We start from the raw sequence: 16858 nt of genomic DNA on the forward strand, positions 1-16858 counted from the left end.
GGAGTGAATGGATGATGTTGATCGAAGAAACCGCCATCGCGGATGCGGCGCTGCCGGTGGATCAGTTCAAGGCGCATCTGCGGCTGGGCACAGGCTTTGCCGAGGACAATGTGCAGGACGAGGTGCTGAAGGGTTTTCTGCGGGCAGCGATTGCGGCGATTGAGGCGCGCACGGGCAAGGTTCTGATTGAACGCGCTTTTTCCTGGAGCCTGAACGGCTGGCGCGATCGGTCTGGCGAGGTTTTGCCGGCTGCCCCGGTCTCGGCGATTGATGTGGTCACGGTTACCGACGCGGCTGGCGTGGACAGCGTTGCCGATGACGGTGCTTATCGGCTGGAGCGCGACAGTCAGCGCCCCCGGCTGCGGCCTGTGGCGACTGCTTTGCCCAAGGTCCCGACCGGGGGCAGTGTGAAGATTGATTTCACCGCCGGGCTGTCGGTGGATTGGGGCGGATTGCCCGCCGATCTGGGGCAGGCGGTGCTGCTGCTTGCTGCCCATTACTACGAATATCGCGATGAAACAGCGCTTGGCGCGGGCTGCATGCCCTTTGGCGTCACCAGCCTGATCCAGCGCTACCGGATTGTACGCTTTGGCGCAGGGGTGACCCAATGAGCGCTCCGCATCTGAACCGCAAGCTGGTGCTTGAGGCCCCCATACGCGTGGCCGACGGTGCGGGTGGCTTTGCCGAGACCTGGGAGGCGCTAGGCACAGTATGGGCCGAGATAACAGCGCGCAGCGGGTCCGAGCGATCCATCGCCGGGGTGCCGGTGTCGCGCGTTGGCTATCGCATTGTCGTGCGCGGCGCGCCCGAGGGGTCCTCGATGCGGCCTTCGCCGGATCAGCGTTTCGTGGAAGGCGCGCGCCGCTTTGTGATCCGCGCGGTCGCGGATCGGGACCCACAGGGCCGGTATCTGACCTGTTTCGCAGATGAAGAGGTGGCGGCATGAGTTACGGCGTTTCAGCTGCTTTGCAGGCGGCGGTGTTTCAACAGCTTTCGAACGACGCCGATGTCAGCGCCCAATCCGGTGGCGCGATCTATGACGCGGTGCCCATCGGAACCGTGCCCGAGACCTACGTGACGCTAGGCCCGGAGGAGGTCCGGGAAGCCTCGGACAAATCCGGCGCGGGTGCATTGCATCGGTTCACGGTTTCCGTGGTGTCCGAGGCGGCTGGTTTCAGCGCGGCCAAGATGCTGGCCGGGGCAGTGTGCGATGCGCTGGAAGGCGCGGACCTGACCCTGGATCGGGGGCGTCTGGTTGGGCTGTGGTTCGAACGTGCCCGCGCCCGGCGCACCGGAACAGGCGGCGCGATCCGCCAGATCGACCTGAGATTCCGCGCCCGCGTGGAAGACGACTAAGCAATCAACGGAGAGAGCACATGGCTGCCCAGAACGGAAAAGACCTGTTGGTCAAAGTGGATATGAACGGCACGGGCCTGTTCGAGACCATCGCGGGCCTGCGCGCCACGCGGATCAGTTTCAACGCGGAAAGTGTGGATGTGACAACGCTGGAAAGCCAGGGCGGCTGGCGTGAGTTGCTGTCGGGGGCGGGGGTTAAGTCGGCCTCGATCTCGGGCTCGGGCGTGTTTCGGGACGAAGGCACGGATGAGCGCGCGCGGCAGTTGTTCTTTGATGGTGAGACGCCGGGCTTTCAGGTGATCATTCCCGATTTCGGCATTGTCGAAGGCCCGTTTCAGGTGACCGGCATCGAATACGCAGGCTCGCACAATGGCGAGGCGACCTATGAGATGAGCCTGGCAAGCGCCGGTGCGCTGAGCTTCACGGCGCTCTGATGGCCAATCCGTGGACGGGCGAGGTGGCATTGACCATCGATGGGGAGCGGCGGGTGCTCAAACTGACTTTGGGTGCCTTGGCGGAGTTGGAGCAGGAACTGCAGGCCGGGTCGCTGGTCGATCTGGTGCAGCGGTTCGAAGGTGGGGCCTATTCCAGCAGTGATGTGCTGGCGCTGATCGTGGCCGGATTGCGCGGCGGTGGGGCCGATGTGGCGCGGGCCGATGTGATGCATGCCGAGATCACAGGCGGCCCCATGGCAGGCGCAAAAGCGGCGGCAGAACTACTGGCGCGGGCCTTCATGGTGCCGGGTGGCGCATGAGCGGGTTCGACTGGCCTGTTCTGATGCGGGCCGGTTTCGTCGGCTTGCGCCTGACGCCGGAACAGTTCTGGCGTCTGACCCCTGCCGAGCTGCGGCTGATGCTGGGGCAAGGCGCCGGGATTCCCGCGATGAACCGCGCCGGACTGGACGCGCTGTTGGCGGCCTACCCGGACAAGCAACTAGGAGAGCGTGATGACGGATCGTGACGGGTTTGACGACCTGCAGGAACGGGGCGAGGCACTGGGCGACTCGCTGAGTGATGCGGCCAGCATGGCAGCGGCGTTTGACGGGCAGATGAAGCGCATCAGCGCAGCTTTTGAAGAAACCGGCAAGGATGTCGCCACGCTGGAACGCGGCATGTCCAGCGGGTTGCGCAAGGCCTTTGACGGCGTTGTGCTGGACGGGATGAACCTGTCGGATGCGCTGGACGTGTTGAAGAACTCGCTGATCCAGACGGCCTATGCGGCAGCGATCAAGCCGGTGACGGATCACTTTGGCGGGTTGCTGGCCAACACAGTCGGCAGCGTGGTGCAAGGGGTTCTGCCCTTTGCCGATGGCGGCAGCTTCAGTCAGGGGCGCGTGATGCCCTTTGCCAATGGCGGCGTGATCAGCGGCCCGACCACCTTCCCGATGCGGGGCGGCACGGGGCTGATGGGTGAGGCGGGCCCCGAGGCGATCATGCCCTTGGCCCGCGGGCCGGATGGCAAGCTGGGCGTGCGCACCTCGGGCGGTGGGCGCGCGGTCAATGTCGTCATGAACATCACAACACCTGACGTTCAGGGGTTCCGCCGCAGCCAGGGCCAGATCGCGGCACAGATGAGCCGGGCCCTGGGGCGCGGCAATCGCAACAGATAATTCCGGGAGCAGATCATGAATTTTCACGAGGTCAGATTTCCGGCCAGCCTGAGCTTTGGCTCGGTCGGCGGGCCAGAAAGGCGCACCGATATCGTGACGCTGGCCAACGGGTTCGAAGAGCGCAACACACCCTGGGCGCATTCGCGCCGTCGCTATGATGCGGGGCTGGGCATGCGCTCACTGGACGATATCGAGACGCTGATTTCCTTCTTCGAGGCGCGACAGGGGCAGATGTTCGGCTTCCGCTGGAAGGACTGGTCTGATTTCAAGTCCGGCGTGGCCTCGGCAGATGTTGCGATGGATGATCAGGTCATCGCACTGGGCGACGGGGTGCGCGCCGCGTTTCAACTGGTCAAGACCTATACATCCGGCGGCGTCAGCTATATGCGTCCGATCACCAAGCCGGTTCTGGGCACAGTTGTGCTGGGGCTGGATCAGGACGCCGTGCGCGAGGGCGTGGATTTTGAGGTCGATCTGAACACCGGCTTAGTGACCTTTTCTGATCCGCCACCCGAAGGGGTCGAGATCACGGCAGGGTACGAGTTTGACGTGCCGGTCCGGTTCGACACTGACAAGATCCAGACCAGCGTGGCCAGCTTTCAGGCCGGTGACGTCCCGAATGTTCCCGTGGTCGAGGTGCGTGTCTGATGGCCGGAGATGTTCAGGGACTGCATGGTCATCTGCAAAGCGGGCTGACCACGGTTTGCCGCTGCTGGGCGATAACGCGCACGGATGGGCAGGAATACGGGTTCACCGATCACGATTTGGCGCTGACCTTCGAGGGTCTGACCTTCAAGGCCAGCACCGGCTTGACCGCCGCCGCCATCGAGCAGGCCACCGGCCTGTCAATCGACAATACCGAAGCGATGGGTGCGTTGTCCGATGCAGCTGTGCGCGAAGAGGACATTGAAGCCGGTCGGTTCGATGGCGCTCAGGTACGGGCCTGGCTGGTCAATTGGGCCAATCCGGACCAGCGGATTTTGCAGTTTCGCGGTTCAATTGGTGAGTTGCGGCGCGCTGGTGGTGCTTTTCATGCCGAATTGCGCGGGCTGACGGATTTGCTGAACCGGCCCGTGGGGCGGGTGTATCAAAAGCCCTGCACCGCCGTCCTTGGCGACCGGTCCTGCCGGTTCAATACAGAAGTTGAAGGTTTCTGGGTTGAAGCGGATATCGTCGGGTTCGACGGGGGCACTCAGATCCGACTGGCGGGTGGAGCGGCCTTTGCGTCCGGGTGGTTCAAGCGCGGGCGTCTGGACGTGCTGTCCGGATCTGCCAGTGGGCTTTGGTCCTCGATCAAGACGGATCAGAAAACTGCCGGTGGGCGAGAGATCACCATGTGGTCCAGCATTGGCGGCGGGCTTGCCTTGGGCGACCGCGTCCGTCTGACCGCCGGATGTGACAAACGCATGCGCACCTGCCGGTTGAAGTTCAACAACCTGCTGAATTTCCAAGGGTTCCCTGATCTTCCGGGCGAAGACTGGATGATGGCTGTGCCCAAGAAAAGCAATCCGAACAAAGGGGGAAGCAGGCGGTGAAGCCCAACAGACAGGATATCGTGGACGAGGCGCGCGATTGGCTTGGTACGCCATACGTCCATCAGGCCTCGACCAAGGGGGCGGGCACGGATTGCCTGGGGCTTTTGCGCGGTGTGTGGCGGGCGCAAATCGGGCAGGAGCCCGAAGAGGTGCCGATCTACAGCATGGATTGGTCCGAACCTCAGGGCGAGGAACGGATGTGGGCGGCGGCGCAGCGTCATCTGACCGAAAAGCCAATCGCGGATCTGGCCCCGGCGGATGTGGTGTTGTTCCGCATGCGTGACGCTGGCGTTGCCAAGCATCTTGGGATTGTGACCGGCATCGGCGCGGTCCCGCGATTCATTCATGCCTATTCCGGATATGGCGTTGTGGAAAACGCACTCAGCGATCCGTGGCGTCGCCGCGTGGTCGCTTGTTTTGAATTCCCGTTGGAGGACCGCTGATGGCGACTATTCTATTATCCGCAGCCGGGGCTGCGCTGGGCGGCTCAATCGGTGGTACGGTTGCGGGCCTTTCGACTGCCATCATTGGCCGCGCCGTCGGGGCCACACTGGGACGTGTGATTGATCAGAGATTTCTGAGCCAATCCGTCATGGGCGGCGGCAGTGAAGTGGTGGAAACCGGCCGCATGGACCGGTTTCGCCTGACCGAGACAGGCGAGGGTGCCCCGGTTTCGACCGTGTTTGGCCGGATGCGGGTCGGCGGGCAGGTGATCTGGGCATCGGACTTTCTGGAAACCCGCAGTGAAACCACCGAAGGCGGCGGGGGTGGCAAAGGCAAGCCCAAAGCCCCCGAGGTTACGACCGTCACCTACAGCTACTCGATCTCGCTGGCGATTGCCGTTGGCGTCGGTACGATTGCCGATGTCGGGCGTATCTGGGCCGATGGGGAAGAGCTGGAGCACAACAGCCTGAACATGCGCATCTATCGCGGTACGGCAAATCAGTTGCCGGACCCGCTGATCGAGGCGATTGAGGGCGCGGGAAATGTTCCGGCCTATCGCGGTACGGCTTATGTGGTGATCGAGGATTTTCAGCTTGCCGCGTTCGGCAACCGCGTCCCGCAATTCTCTTTCGAAGTTGTGCGTCCCTCACAGAGCGACATGCCAGACTATGAAACCTCGCTTCCCCAACTGGTGCAGGGCGTCGCGCTGATGCCCGGCACGGGTGAATATGCGCTGGCCAGTCAGCAAGTGAACTATGCGCTGGGCTACGGCAAGAACGCACCGGCCAATGTCAGCTCGGCATCAGGTCGGACCGATCTGGTGTCGTCCACGCGGGCGTTGGGACGGGAACTGCCGGGATGCGACGCCGCCTCGCTTATCGTTTCGTGGTTCGGGGATGATCTGCGCTGCGCGTCCTGCGAAATTCGGCCAAAGGTCGAGCGTCGGGATGCGGATGGACAGGGGATGCCATGGCGTGTCTCGGGCGTCCGGCGCAGTTACGCTCAGATCGTAGCGCATGACGACAATCGCCCGGTTTATGGCGGAACCCCGGCGGATGCTTCTGTGGTCGAGGCGATCCGGCACCTGAAACAGCGCGGCAAGCGGGTCATGTTCTATCCGTTCATTCTGATGGAGCAGTTGAAGGGCAACGGTTTGCCTGACCCCTGGTCTGATAACGCCAACCAGCCGCACCTGCCATGGCGCGGGCGCATCACCTTGAATATCGCGCCGGGACGTACCGGTTCACCGGATCAAACCATCTCGGCGGATGTGCAGGTGGCGCAGTTCTTCGGGACGGCACGCGCCAGCGATTTTGTGGTTGGCGACGGCGTTGTCACCTATACCGGTCCGCAGGAATGGGGCCTTCGCCGCTTCATTCTGCACTATGCGGCGTTGTGCAAGGCCGCGGGTGGGGTCGATTCCTTCTGCATTGCGTCCGAGATGCGAGGCCTGACTCAGATCCGCGGTGCCGACGGGTTCCCGGCGGTGGCGCAGCTGCGCGCGCTGGCGTCCGAGGTGCGCAAGATTTTGGGTCCAAACACGAAAATCGGCTATGCGGCGGATTGGAGCGAGTATTTCGGCTATCAGCCACCCGGCACCAGTGATCGGCTGTTCCACCTCGATCCCTTATGGGCAGATGATGACATCGATTTTGTCGGCATCGACAATTACATGCCCCTGTCCGACTGGCGCGACGGCGAGGATCATCTGGATGCCGCCGCAGGCGCGCCGTCGATCTACGATCTGGACTACCTTCGCAGCAATATCGAAGGCGGCGAAGGGTATGATTGGTACTATGCATCGCCCGAAGAGGACGTGGCGCAAATTCGCACTCCGATCGAGGATGGCGAGCATGATGAGCCGTGGATCTGGCGGTACAAGGATCTGCGCAACTGGTGGTCGAACACGCACCACAACCGGATCGATGGCGTAAGGCAGGCAAACCCGACCGATTGGGTGCCGGGCTCGAAACCGATCTGGTTCACGGAATTGGGCTGCGCCGCCATTGACAAGGGCACGAACCAGCCGAACAAGTTTTTGGACCCCAAATCCTCGGAATCCCGGCTTCCGGCCTATTCGAACGGGATGCGCGACGATTTCATTCAGGTTCAGTACCTGACGGCGATGCTGACCTATTGGGCCGATCCTCAGGTGAATCCAAAATCACCCGTCTACGGCAAGCCCATGGTGGATCTGTCGAACGCCTATGTCTGGGCCTGGGATGCGCGACCGTTCCCGGCCTTCCCGAACCGCCGCGGGAAATGGAGCGATGGGGCGAATTATGCCCGTGGCCATTGGCTGAACGGGCGGTCCGGCGCGCGCACGCTGGCCTCGGTCGTGACCGAGATCTGCCATGGCGCAGGTGTCACCGATATTGACGTCAGCGGCCTATACGGTGTGGTGCGGGGCTATGTGATCGAAGATGTCACCAACGCGCGCTCGGCCCTGCAACCGTTGATGCTGCGCTATGGGTTCGACGCGATCGAGCGGGATGGCGTGTTGCGGTTCCAAATGCGGGACGGCTTTGGCGCCATTGACGTCGATCCGGATCGCCTGGCGATTAGCGCTGATCTTGACGGCACCGTCGAATATCGTCGCGAGGCCGAAGCCGAGATGACCGGTCGGGTCCGTCTGCGTTTTGTCCAATCCGATTCCGACCACGATATTGTGGCGGAAGAGGCGATTTTGCCCGACGACAAAACCCATTCTGTCGCGGTCAACGAAATGCCCTTGTCGATGACACGCGGCGAGGGGCGGCAAACTGCTGAGCGGTGGTTGAGCGAGGCGCGGGTGTCCCGCGACTCTGCGCGTTTTGCGCTGCCGCCCTCCATGATGCATCTTGGGGCGGGGGATGTGGTGCGGTTGTCTGACGATGACACCGGTGCGCGGTACCGGATCGACCGGCTGGAAAGCGCCGGGTTGCAACTGGCCGACGCGGTTCGCATTGAACACGGTGTCTACAAGCTGTCGGACATTGAAGACGAACCCCCGACTGTGCGGCCCTATCTGGCCCCGGTGCCCGTTTTGCCGGTCTTCATGGACCTGCCGCTGATCACCGGGGCCGAGTTGCCGCACGCGCCGTATCTGGCTGTTGCAGCGGACCCATGGCCGGGAAATGCCGCCGTCTATAGCTCGACCAATGATCAGGGCTATTCGCTCAGCGATGTGATCACCGCCCCGGCGACGATTGGTCTGACTGAAACGCCCCTGCGACGCGCAAGTGCCGGGGTCTGGGATGAAGGCCCGTTGCTGCGGGTTCGGCTGATTGACGGTCAGTTGGAATCTCAACCGCGCGAGTCTTTGCTGAACGGTCTCAATCTGGCGGCCATCGGGGATGGAACGCCCGGCAACTGGGAAATCTTCCAGTTCTCAAGCGCCTATCTCGAAAGCCCCGGTGTTTATGCCTTGTCCGGGCGGCTGCGGGGCCAGTTGGGGACCGACGCCTTGATGCCGGATGCCTGGCCCGATGGCTCACTCTTTGTGCTGCTGAATGACAGCGTCTCGCAGATCAACCTGTTGCGGACCGAGCGGCGCGTGGACAAGCACTATCGCATCGGACCGGCAACGCGCGGTTATGATGATCCGGCTTATGAGCACCTGGTTCACGCCTTTGACGGTAACGGGTTGCGGCCCTATTCCCCCGCGCATTTGGCGGTGCGTCAGATCTCCGCCGGTCATGAGGCGACATGGGTCCGGCGCACCCGGTTGGACGGTGATGACTGGTCTGGTCTGGATGTTCCGCTGGGCGAAGAGACCGAGTCTTATCTCGTTCGGGTCCACTCGGGCGGCACGGTCATTCGCGAGGATCTTTCAACACAGCCCCGCTGGACCTACTCAACGGCGATGCGGATCGCGGATGGCGTGACCGGAGCGTTTGAGATTGAGGTCGCGCAGGTCTCGGCCATATTCGGGCCGGGCGCAACGGCGCGCGCGACCGTTGGGTAAACCGCCGCCATGCGTCCGGTTCTTCACGGCGATCTCAGTTCGGCGGCGCGGGCCTTGCTGGCCGCGCCGCGCCTTAGCCGCAAGCGCCTGTGCGTGCAGATGATTACCGAGGCGGAACTGGCCGACGCCCATGTTCAGAAAACCGGGCGTCTGCATCCGCTATATGGCAACGGCTCGCTTATGGCCGCGGCGCGTACACGGGTTCTGGCGGATGAGCCGGGGTTTGACGATGTGCAATATTGCCAGTGTTTTGAGATGGTTCTGCGACAGTTGATCCGTTTTCACATCAGCCGGACGCGCAACTGACGCATTTACTGGCCGCCAGATCCAGCTTCAGACGGCCATCGGGAATCCGCTCGCCACAATCCTCGCAATAGCCGTATTCACCGTCCTCAAGACGTTGCAAGGCGGCGTTCAGGCGGTGGGCTTCAATATCCCGGTTGGCCTGCTGCGCCTTGGCCATGGCCTGATATTGCAGCGCATCCATGCGGCTGAGCCGTCCAACCGCTTGCTGATCCAATTCCACTACAGCCTGTGCCTGCTGCCCCGAGGCAGAAAGTGCCGCCAATTCGGCGAATCGCTCGCGAATTTGTGTCTCGAAATAACGGCGCTGGGACTCATTCATTTTCGTTGCGATGCAGTTCACGGGTTTGCGTTTGGTGTTTTTGCCACTAAATGGCATTCTAGGCGCAGCAAAGGATCAAAAGCTATGTTCAGAAAGCGCAGCCATGTGACACAAGTCGACCCGGTTTGGGATCGCATCACCTCGGAAGCCACCGAAGCGGTGGAGCAAGAGCCGCTGATGGGCGGGCTGGTGCATGCCTGTATCCTGCACCATCGCAGCCTTGACCGGGCTTTGTCCTATCGGGTTTCGGCCAAGCTGTGCTCGAACGAGATGTCGATGATGGTCCTGCGCGAGATCGTGGATGAGGCCTATGCCGACGATCCAAGCCTGGTCGAAGCGGCGCGGGCCGATTTGATGGCCGTTTATGAACGCGATCCGGCGTGCCACCGCCTGTTACAGCCGATTCTGTATTTCAAGGGCTATCAGGCTATGCAGGCCTACCGGGTTGCACATTGGCTGTGGACCAAGGGCCGGCACGATCTGGCCTATTTCTTCCAGATGCGCTCGTCCGAGATTTTCGGGATCGACATTCACCCGGCTGCCAAGATCGGCAAGGGCATCATGATCGACCACGCCCATTCTATCGTGATCGGCGAAACTGCGGTTGTGGGCGACAATGTCTCGATGCTGCATTCGGTGACGTTGGGCGGGACCGGCAAGGAAGAGGAACAGCGCCATCCCAAGATCGGGAACGGTGTTCTGATCGGTGCCGGGGCCAAGGTTCTGGGCAATATCGAGGTCGGCCATTGCAGCCGTATCGCGGCCGGGTCCGTGGTTCTGCAACCCGTGCCATCGTGCAAAACCGTGGCCGGTATTCCCGCTAAGATCGTGGGCGAGGCCGGATGCGATCAGCCCTCGATCTCGATGGATCACATGCTGGGCAAGGACCAGTAAGGATCAGTTCAAGCGGTTCTTCTTTCGGTTCAACCGCTTGAACCGTCTTTCCTCACGCCGTTTTTTCCGCTCTTCAAAGCGCTGTTTCTGCTCGGCTTTTTGCTGGGCGATCACGGCGGGGTCGCTGGATTTGAACTTTGAATTCTCACCCGGATAACTGTTGGGCTTGGCAATGGCCGCAGCGGGCAGCGCGGTCGCCGTCAGCGCGACCAGTAACAGGGTTTTTGTGGTAGTTCCGAAAGCCATGGCGCACCTGTGCATCTGGGTTGTCTATGCATCCAAGGTGGTATGGGATCGGGTGTTAGGCAATTGCCCGGGCGATCACGCCCGCTCACATCATGGCGGTGATCGCAAAAATTCCCGCCGGGCTTGGACCCGGCGGGAGAATTTCGTTCAGGCCAGCATGACCATCGGGTTTTCCAGATTGTCGACGATGGCCTGCAGCAGTTCCGCCCCAAGCGCGCCGTCGATAACGCGGTGATCGACCGACATGGTAACGGACATGACGGTGGCAACGGCCAGTTCTCCGTCATCGCCCACAACCGGTTTCTTGACGCCTGAACCAACAGCCAGAATGCCCGCATGCGGCGGGTTCACGATGGCGTCGAAATTGTCGATGCCAAACATGCCCAGGTTCGAGATTGCAAACGTGCCACCCTGATATTCGTGCGGGGCCAGCTTGCGCTCGCGCGCGCGACCAGCAAGGTCTTTCATCTCGGTCGAAAGGGCCGAGAGTGATTTGGTGTCGGCATCCTGCAGAACCGGAGTGAACAACCCGCCTTCGATGGCGACGGCGACAGCCACGTCCGAGGGTTTCAATTGCAGAACCCGATCGCCCGCCCAAACCGCATTGCAGGCCGGAACCTGTTGCAGTGCGTTGGCGACGGCCTTGATGATGAAGTCATTGACGCTCAGCTTCACGCCACGGCCTTCCAACTGCTTGTTCAACTGGCTGCGGAATTTCAGCAAGGCGTCCAGCTTGATGTCACGGCGCAGGTAGAAATGCGGGATGGTCTGCTTGGCCTCGGACAGGCGCGCGGCGATGGTTTTGCGCATCCCGTCGAGTTTGATTTCCTCGTACTCGCGAGTTTCGTACATCCGGGCGACAGCATCTGCCGATGGGCCAGCCGGGGCAGCAGCCGCCGGAGCCGCTGCGGCGGATGCCGGGGCAGCGGCAGGGGCCGTTGCGGTTGCGCCTTCGACGTCGGCCTTGACGATACGACCATGCGGGCCGGACCCAGTGATCCGCGCGAGGTCAAGACCTTTTTGCGCGGCGATGCGACGGGCCAGCGGCGAGGCAAAGATCCGTCCACCATCTGCCTTGACCGGGGCCGCCGGGGCAGGGGCGGGTGCCTCGGATGCCGCTGGCGCGGCAGCCTCGTTACCCGCGGCGGCTGGGGCCGCCTCAGGAGCCTTGGCAGGTGTGGCCGCGATATCATCAGCGCTTTCGCCATCTTCCAGCAGGACTGCAATGGCGGTGTTGACCTTGACGCCTTCGGTGCCTTCGGCGATCAGGATCTTGCCGATGGTGCCTTCGTCAACGGCCTCAAACTCCATCGTGGCCTTGTCGGTTTCGATCTCGGCCAGCAAGTCGCCGGAAGAGACAGTGTCGCCCTCTTTAACCAGCCATTTGGCAAGCGTGCCTTCCTCCATCGTGGGCGAAAGGGCGGGCATCAGAATTTCGGTGGGCATGTCTTCATGTCCTCTTACTTCGAAAATGAGTAGATCAGCGTTGCGATATCGATCAGGAGAATGGCCGCGCAGAAGGTGACGAACACCCCCACGACCACAGAGCGCGCCTTGGAGACGCGTGGATGGTTCTGTTCAAGCCATTCGGTGAACTGGCCCAGGGCGGCTGCGTCGCTGTGTTCGATGGCGGCCAGATAATCCATGCCCAGCTGCAGGCGCTGCTGTTCGAGCACGATGTAAATGACCGAGGCATAGGACACGACACAGGCGACACACAGCATGGCCCGGATAGGCCAGGCGCTTGTCAGACTGCCTTCGACCGACAGCAGATCGAACTGAAGCTGGTCGAAGGCATCCAGATTGAACGCGATGCTGACAAAGGAGACCAACAGGAACGCCGCACAAACATAAAGAAGGTTGCGGTTATTGTCCTTGCGCGCCGAGACGAGGCTTTCGAAAAGCCAGTCCACGCCCGCAGGATTATGTACGTTCCCGGGGGTCATTGCCTATCGGTAGGTCACTTGTTTGACCGCCGCGATGACCTCATCCGTGGTCACCAACGCCAGCTTTTCAAGGTTCGCCGCATAAGGCATCGGAACATCCTTGCCGGTGCAGTTGATGACCGGTGCGTCGAGGTAATCGAACGCTTCCTGCATCACCACCGAGCTGATGTAACTGCCGACCGAGCCTTGCGGCCAGCCTTCTTCGACCGTGACCAGACGGTTGGTTTTCATCACCGAGTTGATGATCGCGCCGGTGTCCATCGGGCGGATGGTGCGCAGGTCGATCACTTCGGCGCTGATGCCGTCTTCGGCCAGCTTGTCGGCGGCTTCCAGCGCGTATTGCATGCCGATGCCAAAGCTGACGATGGTCACGTCCGAGCCCTCGCGCCAGATGCGCGCCTTGCCCAGTGGGATGGTCAGGTCATCCACTTGCGGCATGTCGAAGGACCGGCCGTAGAGGATTTCGTTTTCAAGGAAGATCACCGGGTTGGGGTCGCGGATCGCCGATTTCAGCAGGCCTTTGGCGTCAGCTGCGGAATAAGGCATGACGACTTTCAGGCCGGGGATCTGCATGTACCATGCCGCGTAGTCCTGAGAGTGCTGCGCGGCCACGCGGGCGGCGGCACCGTTGGGCCCTCGGAACACGATGGGGCAGCCCATCTGACCACCGGACATATACAGCGTCTTGGCGGCAGAGTTGATGATCTGGTCAATCGCCTGCATGGCGAAGTTGAAGGTCATGAACTCGACAATCGGTTTCAGACCACCAAAGGCCGAACCGACCGCGATACCGGTGAAGCCATGTTCGGTGATCGGGGTGTCGATCACGCGTTTGGAGCCGAACTCGTCCAGAAGGCCCTGGGAGATTTTGTACGCGCCCTGATACTCGGCGACTTCCTCGCCCATCAGGAAGACATCCTGGTCGTTGCGCATTTCCTCGGCCATGGCGTCCCGAAGGGCTTCGCGCACGGTTTCGGACTTCATTTCGGCATCGGCGGGCCAGTCGGGGGACAGATCGACCACCGGGGCAGCCGGGGCAGGAGCGGGGGCCTCAACCGCCACAGGGGCGGCCTCGGCCACCGCTGCGGGCGCAGCTGCGGGCAGGGCGGAGGCGTCTTCGCCTTCCTCAACAAGGATCGCGATGGGGGTGTTTACCTTGACCCCTTCGGTGCCTTCGGCGATCAGGATTTTGCCGACGATACCTTCATCGACTGCTTCGAACTCCATCGTCGCCTTGTCGGTTTCAATCTCGGCCATGATGTCGCCGGATGATACGGTGTCGCCTTCCTTGACCAGCCATTTGGCCAGCGTGCCCTCTTCCATCGTGGGCGAAAGGGCGGGCATGAGAATTTCGGTTGCCATGTCTTAGTCGTCCTCTCAGGCGTAAATATCGGTCCAGAGCTCTTCGACGGAAGGCTCGGGGCTTTCTTTCGAGAATTCGGCGGCCTGATTAACGATCTCTTTGATTTCCTTGTCGATCGCTTTCAGGTCATCCTCGGAGGCGTGTTTGCCGGACAGCAGCAGTTCACGCACGTGCTCGATCGGGTCGCTTTGTTCGCGCACCTTCTGAACCTCTTCCCGGGTCCGGTACTTGGCCGGGTCGGACATTGAGTGGCCGCGATAGCGGTAGGTCTTGACCTCAAGGATGTAAGGGCCCTTGCCCGAACGGCAGTGAGCCACAGCTTTTTCACCGGCTTCCTTGACTGCCAGCACGTCCATGCCGTTCACAATCTCGCCGGGAATGCCGAACGCCTCGCCCCGGTGGTAGATGTCCTTGGTCGAGGTCGACCGCGCCTGAGCGGTACCCATGGCGTATTGGTTGTTCTCGATCACGAAGACTACGGGCAGGTCCCACAAAGCGGCCATGTTGAAGGTCTCATAGACCTGCCCCTGGTTTGCCGCACCGTCCCCGAAATAGGTGAAGGTAACACCGCCGGTTTCTTTGTACTTGTCCGCAAAGGCCAGACCGGCCCCAAGCGGAACCTGCGCACCAACGATGCCGTGGCCGCCATAGAAATGCTTCTCTTTCGAGAACATGTGCATCGAGCCGCCTTTGCCCTTGGACAAGCCGCCTTCGCGCCCGGTCAGTTCGGCCATCACACCACCCGGATCCATGCCGCAGGCCAGCATATGGCCGTGATCGCGGTACGAGGTGATGCGTTTGTCACCGTCCTGTGCCGCCGCCTCGAGGCCGACAACCACCGCTTCCTGACCGATATAAAGGTGGCAGAACCCGCCGATCAGACCCATGCCATAGAGCTGGCCAGCCTTTTCTTCGAATCGGCGGATCAGCAGCATTTCGCGGTAGTAGGTTTTAAGCTCTTCCGCAGAAACATTTGGTTTCTTTGTGGTTTTTCGCGCAGCCATCGTGGCGATCTCCCCCTTTCGGACAGATAGTTTAGCGTTAAACTATCTTTTAGAGCATTTGCGACGGTCTGGCGAGTGCAAATGTGACGCAGCGTCGCCAGACGCGGATTCCGGCTGGCACGTGATGATAGGTTTTCGAAAAAATATGGGGCAGCGGGTGTGGGGCGGTTTACCGGATCACGATCTCATCGGCGCGGATCATGCCCAGAACCGAGCGGGCCTGCTGATCCAGAAGGTCCAGATCCAGATAGGTATCCGATAGCCTGCGGGTCAGGTTTTCCATTTCGGTGATCTCCGCATCCAAATTGGCCAGATCGCGCGACAGAGCGTCCCGTTCCGCTGCAATCTCGACCCGTCGGAACAGGCCATAGTCACCCTGCACGGCGGCAAAGGTGAAATAGACACCCAGCATGAAAGCCACCGAGAAGAAAGCAACTGAGCCCAAACCGGGGCGATTGGAACGGGACACTCTGTTTACCGCCGTATGAAAACTTGCCTCAATAACGGGTCCTTTTCGAACCTCTGTCAGCACTATGTCACAGGCGATTCGCGATGTGAATCCCCTGATTCGCAAAAATGTCAGCCTGAGTCAGAATGTCTCGCCGCGCAGGCCTGCGTCACTGTTCCAGCGCTGCGACGCCGGGCAGGGTTTTGCCTTCCATCCACTCAAGGAACGCGCCGCCCGCTGTCGAGATGTACGAGAAATCATGCGCAGCGCCCGAGGCATTCAGCGCCGCAACCGTGTCACCGCCACCCGCGACCGAGACCAATTGGCCCGACCGTGTCAGCGCCGCGGCTTTCAGCGCGGCGGCATTTGTGGCCGCGTCAAACGGTTCCAGTTCGAACGCGCCCAGCGGGCCGTTCCAGATCAGCGTCTGGCTTTTTGCGAAAATCTCCGAGATCGCGGCGACGCTTTCTGGGCCTGCGTCAAGGATCATACCCTCGTCAGGGCAGTGATCGGCGGGCAGCACCTGATGCGGGGCATTTGCCGCAAAGTTCTCGGCCAAAACGATATCGGTGGGCAGGACAATAGTGCAGCCCGAGGTTTCGGCCTTGGCCAAGATCTCGGCAGCGGTGTCCTTCATCTCACGCTCGGCCAGCGATTTGCCGACGCTGATCCCCTTGGCGACAAGGAAGGTGTTCGCCATGCCACCGCCGATCACCAGGTAATCCACCTTGTCGATCAGATTGCCCAGCAGTTCCAACTTGGTCGACACTTTCGCGCCGCCCACAACGGCGGTCACGGGGCGTTTTGGGGCACTCAGAGCACCCTCCAAAGCCTGTAGCTCAGCTTGCATCAAACGGCCTGCGCAGGCGGGCAGAAGGCGGGCCAGCGCCTCGGTCGAGCTGTGGGCGCGGTGCGCGGCTGAAAACGCGTCGTTGCAATAGACGTCGCCCAGCTTGGCCATACCTGCGGCCAGATCGGCGTCATTCTTGGTTTCGGCTGCATGAAAGCGGGTGTTTTCCAACAGCAGGACCTGACCCGGTTGCAGCGCATCTGCGGCCAGTTCAGCCTCGGCGCCGACGCAATCGGCGGCAAACAGGACCGGGGTGCCAAAGGCGCTTTCCAATGTCGGGACCAGCTGCTTTAGCGACAGGTTCTCGCGCCGCTCACCGCCCGGACGCCCGAAATGCGCCAGCAGGATCGGTTTACCGCCGGCGGCCAGAATGTCGCGGACGGTGGGCACGATCCGTTCGATGCGCGTGGCGTCGGTGACAACGCCGTCCACGACGGGCACGTTGATGTCCACGCGCACCAAGACGCGTTTGCCGTTCAGGTCCATGTCGTCCAGCGTTTTCCAGCCCATCGTGCAATCCTTCGTGAGTTTGATACCGGTTTAGGCGGTTCTTTTCCTTCATTTTGCCCTCAGGTCAATGCGTCACTTGGCA

The 16858-nt window shown here is 61.5% G+C and carries 21 protein-coding genes; 13 read left to right on the top strand and 8 right to left on the bottom strand.

The genetic code is table 11. The features are described from left to right. Window positions 1-11 precede the first annotated feature (11 nt). Genes ACR0MO_RS01460 through ACR0MO_RS01515 form a run of 12 tightly spaced genes read left to right on the top strand, consistent with a single transcriptional unit; the run spans window position 12 to window position 9196 of the window. A complete protein-coding gene (locus tag ACR0MO_RS01460; RefSeq protein ID WP_170621986.1) occupies window positions 12-611 on the top strand; it encodes a head-tail connector protein in 600 nt (199 codons plus the stop codon). Continuing rightward, complete coding sequence (locus ACR0MO_RS01465; RefSeq protein WP_170449902.1) at window positions 608-946, top strand: phage head closure protein; 339 nt, start codon at window positions 608-610, stop codon at window positions 944-946. Before ACR0MO_RS01460 ends, ACR0MO_RS01465 begins: the two co-directional genes overlap by 4 nt. Beyond that, a complete protein-coding gene (locus ACR0MO_RS01470) occupies window positions 943-1356 on the top strand; it encodes a DUF3168 domain-containing protein (protein ID WP_170449904.1) in 414 nt (137 codons plus the stop codon). The genes ACR0MO_RS01465 and ACR0MO_RS01470 overlap by 4 nt, the downstream gene beginning before the upstream one ends. Window positions 1357-1376: 20 nt before the next feature. Continuing rightward, window positions 1377-1790, top strand: coding sequence for a phage major tail protein, TP901-1 family (locus ACR0MO_RS01475; protein WP_170449906.1), 414 nt, complete (start codon window positions 1377-1379; stop codon window positions 1788-1790). Next, on the top strand, window positions 1790-2110 hold the full coding sequence (locus ACR0MO_RS01480) for a gene transfer agent family protein (RefSeq protein WP_170449909.1): 321 nt from the start codon (window positions 1790-1792) through the stop codon (window positions 2108-2110). The genes ACR0MO_RS01475 and ACR0MO_RS01480 overlap by 1 nt, the downstream gene beginning before the upstream one ends. Continuing rightward, window positions 2107-2316, top strand: coding sequence for a rcc01693 family protein (locus ACR0MO_RS01485; protein ID WP_170449911.1), 210 nt, complete (start codon window positions 2107-2109; stop codon window positions 2314-2316). The genes ACR0MO_RS01480 and ACR0MO_RS01485 overlap by 4 nt, the downstream gene beginning before the upstream one ends. Beyond that, on the top strand, window positions 2303-2965 hold the full coding sequence (locus ACR0MO_RS01490; RefSeq protein WP_170449913.1) for a phage tail tape measure protein: 663 nt from the start codon (window positions 2303-2305) through the stop codon (window positions 2963-2965). The genes ACR0MO_RS01485 and ACR0MO_RS01490 overlap by 14 nt, the downstream gene beginning before the upstream one ends. 15 nt (window positions 2966-2980) lie before the next feature. Further along, entirely contained in the window at window positions 2981-3613 is a 633-nt protein-coding gene (locus tag ACR0MO_RS01495) for a DUF2460 domain-containing protein (RefSeq protein WP_170449915.1), read from the top strand. Next, window positions 3613-4500, top strand: a complete 888-nt coding sequence (locus tag ACR0MO_RS01500; protein ID WP_170449917.1) for a baseplate hub domain-containing protein — start codon at window positions 3613-3615, stop codon at window positions 4498-4500. Before ACR0MO_RS01495 ends, ACR0MO_RS01500 begins: the two co-directional genes overlap by 1 nt. Next, the gene (locus tag ACR0MO_RS01505; protein ID WP_170449919.1) at window positions 4497-4943 is read left to right on the top strand and encodes an NlpC/P60 family protein; all 447 of its coding nucleotides are present in this window, start codon (window positions 4497-4499) and stop codon (window positions 4941-4943) included. The genes ACR0MO_RS01500 and ACR0MO_RS01505 overlap by 4 nt, the downstream gene beginning before the upstream one ends. Then, complete coding sequence (locus ACR0MO_RS01510) at window positions 4943-8890, top strand: baseplate multidomain protein megatron (RefSeq protein WP_170449921.1); 3948 nt, start codon at window positions 4943-4945, stop codon at window positions 8888-8890. Before ACR0MO_RS01505 ends, ACR0MO_RS01510 begins: the two co-directional genes overlap by 1 nt. 9 nt (window positions 8891-8899) lie before the next feature. After that, entirely contained in the window at window positions 8900-9196 is a 297-nt protein-coding gene (locus ACR0MO_RS01515; RefSeq protein WP_170449923.1) for a DUF7742 family protein, read from the top strand. Here the strand turns inward: ACR0MO_RS01515 and ACR0MO_RS01520 are convergent. Next, a complete protein-coding gene (locus ACR0MO_RS01520; RefSeq protein ID WP_480889387.1) occupies window positions 9177-9515 on the bottom strand; it encodes a TraR/DksA family transcriptional regulator in 339 nt (112 codons plus the stop codon). The two genes, ACR0MO_RS01515 and ACR0MO_RS01520, sit on opposite strands and share 20 nt — an antisense overlap. Window positions 9516-9599: 84 nt before the next feature. Here ACR0MO_RS01520 and cysE point away from each other — a divergent pair, with 84 nt between their 5' ends. Further along, the gene (cysE, locus tag ACR0MO_RS01525; RefSeq protein WP_170449927.1) at window positions 9600-10409 is read left to right on the top strand and encodes a serine O-acetyltransferase; all 810 of its coding nucleotides are present in this window, start codon (window positions 9600-9602) and stop codon (window positions 10407-10409) included. 3 nt (window positions 10410-10412) lie between these two features. On the opposite strand, the gene ACR0MO_RS01530 is transcribed toward cysE, so the two are convergent. The 7 genes from ACR0MO_RS01530 to ACR0MO_RS01560 all read right to left on the bottom strand — a co-directional run bounded on the left by ACR0MO_RS01530 (window position 10413) and on the right by ACR0MO_RS01560 (window position 16776). Further along, window positions 10413-10655 carry a hypothetical protein gene (locus ACR0MO_RS01530; RefSeq protein WP_170519336.1) on the bottom strand — a complete coding sequence of 81 codons (243 nt, stop codon included), beginning with the start codon at window positions 10653-10655 and terminating at the stop codon, window positions 10413-10415. A gap of 147 nt (window positions 10656-10802) precedes the next feature. Beyond that, on the bottom strand, window positions 10803-12101 hold the full coding sequence (locus ACR0MO_RS01535) for a pyruvate dehydrogenase complex dihydrolipoamide acetyltransferase (protein WP_170519333.1): 1299 nt from the start codon (window positions 12099-12101) through the stop codon (window positions 10803-10805). Window positions 12102-12115: 14 nt separating this feature from the next. Then, a complete protein-coding gene (locus ACR0MO_RS01540; protein ID WP_170449933.1) occupies window positions 12116-12601 on the bottom strand; it encodes a hypothetical protein in 486 nt (161 codons plus the stop codon). 3 nt (window positions 12602-12604) lie between these two features. Further along, on the bottom strand, window positions 12605-13963 hold the full coding sequence (locus tag ACR0MO_RS01545) for a pyruvate dehydrogenase complex E1 component subunit beta (protein ID WP_480889390.1): 1359 nt from the start codon (window positions 13961-13963) through the stop codon (window positions 12605-12607). A 15-nt stretch (window positions 13964-13978) separates the two neighbouring features. Continuing rightward, complete coding sequence (pdhA, locus tag ACR0MO_RS01550; RefSeq protein ID WP_480881607.1) at window positions 13979-14968, bottom strand: pyruvate dehydrogenase (acetyl-transferring) E1 component subunit alpha; 990 nt, start codon at window positions 14966-14968, stop codon at window positions 13979-13981. 169 nt (window positions 14969-15137) lie between these two features. After that, window positions 15138-15437, bottom strand: a complete 300-nt coding sequence (locus tag ACR0MO_RS01555; RefSeq protein WP_170449939.1) for a septum formation initiator family protein — start codon at window positions 15435-15437, stop codon at window positions 15138-15140. 148 nt (window positions 15438-15585) lie between these two features. Further along, window positions 15586-16776, bottom strand: coding sequence for a phosphoglycerate kinase (locus ACR0MO_RS01560; RefSeq protein ID WP_480889392.1), 1191 nt, complete (start codon window positions 16774-16776; stop codon window positions 15586-15588). Window positions 16777-16858: the final 82 nt, after the last annotated feature.

This window comes from Ruegeria sp. K5, from assembly GCF_056531805.1.

Coding starts and splice junctions, on each gene's coding strand:
- ACR0MO_RS01485 (WP_170449911.1), top strand. CDS start 2,107: ATGAGCGGGTTCGACTGGCCTGTTCTGATGCGGGCCGGTTTCGTCGGC.
- ACR0MO_RS01475 (WP_170449906.1), top strand. CDS start 1,377: ATGGCTGCCCAGAACGGAAAAGACCTGTTGGTCAAAGTGGATATGAAC.
- cysE (WP_170449927.1), top strand. CDS start 9,600: ATGTTCAGAAAGCGCAGCCATGTGACACAAGTCGACCCGGTTTGGGAT.
- ACR0MO_RS01480 (WP_170449909.1), top strand. CDS start 1,790: ATGGCCAATCCGTGGACGGGCGAGGTGGCATTGACCATCGATGGGGAG.
- ACR0MO_RS01495 (WP_170449915.1), top strand. CDS start 2,981: ATGAATTTTCACGAGGTCAGATTTCCGGCCAGCCTGAGCTTTGGCTCG.
- ACR0MO_RS01560 (WP_480889392.1), bottom strand. CDS start 16,776: ATGGGCTGGAAAACGCTGGACGACATGGACCTGAACGGCAAACGCGTC.
- ACR0MO_RS01540 (WP_170449933.1), bottom strand. CDS start 12,601: ATGACCCCCGGGAACGTACATAATCCTGCGGGCGTGGACTGGCTTTTC.
- ACR0MO_RS01535 (WP_170519333.1), bottom strand. CDS start 12,101: ATGCCCACCGAAATTCTGATGCCCGCCCTTTCGCCCACGATGGAGGAA.
- pdhA (WP_480881607.1), bottom strand. CDS start 14,968: ATGGCTGCGCGAAAAACCACAAAGAAACCAAATGTTTCTGCGGAAGAG.
- ACR0MO_RS01510 (WP_170449921.1), top strand. CDS start 4,943: ATGGCGACTATTCTATTATCCGCAGCCGGGGCTGCGCTGGGCGGCTCA.
- ACR0MO_RS01460 (WP_170621986.1), top strand. CDS start 12: ATGATGTTGATCGAAGAAACCGCCATCGCGGATGCGGCGCTGCCGGTG.
- ACR0MO_RS01470 (WP_170449904.1), top strand. CDS start 943: ATGAGTTACGGCGTTTCAGCTGCTTTGCAGGCGGCGGTGTTTCAACAG.
- ACR0MO_RS01515 (WP_170449923.1), top strand. CDS start 8,900: ATGCGTCCGGTTCTTCACGGCGATCTCAGTTCGGCGGCGCGGGCCTTG.
- ACR0MO_RS01465 (WP_170449902.1), top strand. CDS start 608: ATGAGCGCTCCGCATCTGAACCGCAAGCTGGTGCTTGAGGCCCCCATA.
- ACR0MO_RS01520 (WP_480889387.1), bottom strand. CDS start 9,515: ATGAATGAGTCCCAGCGCCGTTATTTCGAGACACAAATTCGCGAGCGA.
- ACR0MO_RS01530 (WP_170519336.1), bottom strand. CDS start 10,655: ATGGCTTTCGGAACTACCACAAAAACCCTGTTACTGGTCGCGCTGACG.
- ACR0MO_RS01545 (WP_480889390.1), bottom strand. CDS start 13,963: ATGGCAACCGAAATTCTCATGCCCGCCCTTTCGCCCACGATGGAAGAG.
- ACR0MO_RS01500 (WP_170449917.1), top strand. CDS start 3,613: ATGGCCGGAGATGTTCAGGGACTGCATGGTCATCTGCAAAGCGGGCTG.
- ACR0MO_RS01490 (WP_170449913.1), top strand. CDS start 2,303: ATGACGGATCGTGACGGGTTTGACGACCTGCAGGAACGGGGCGAGGCA.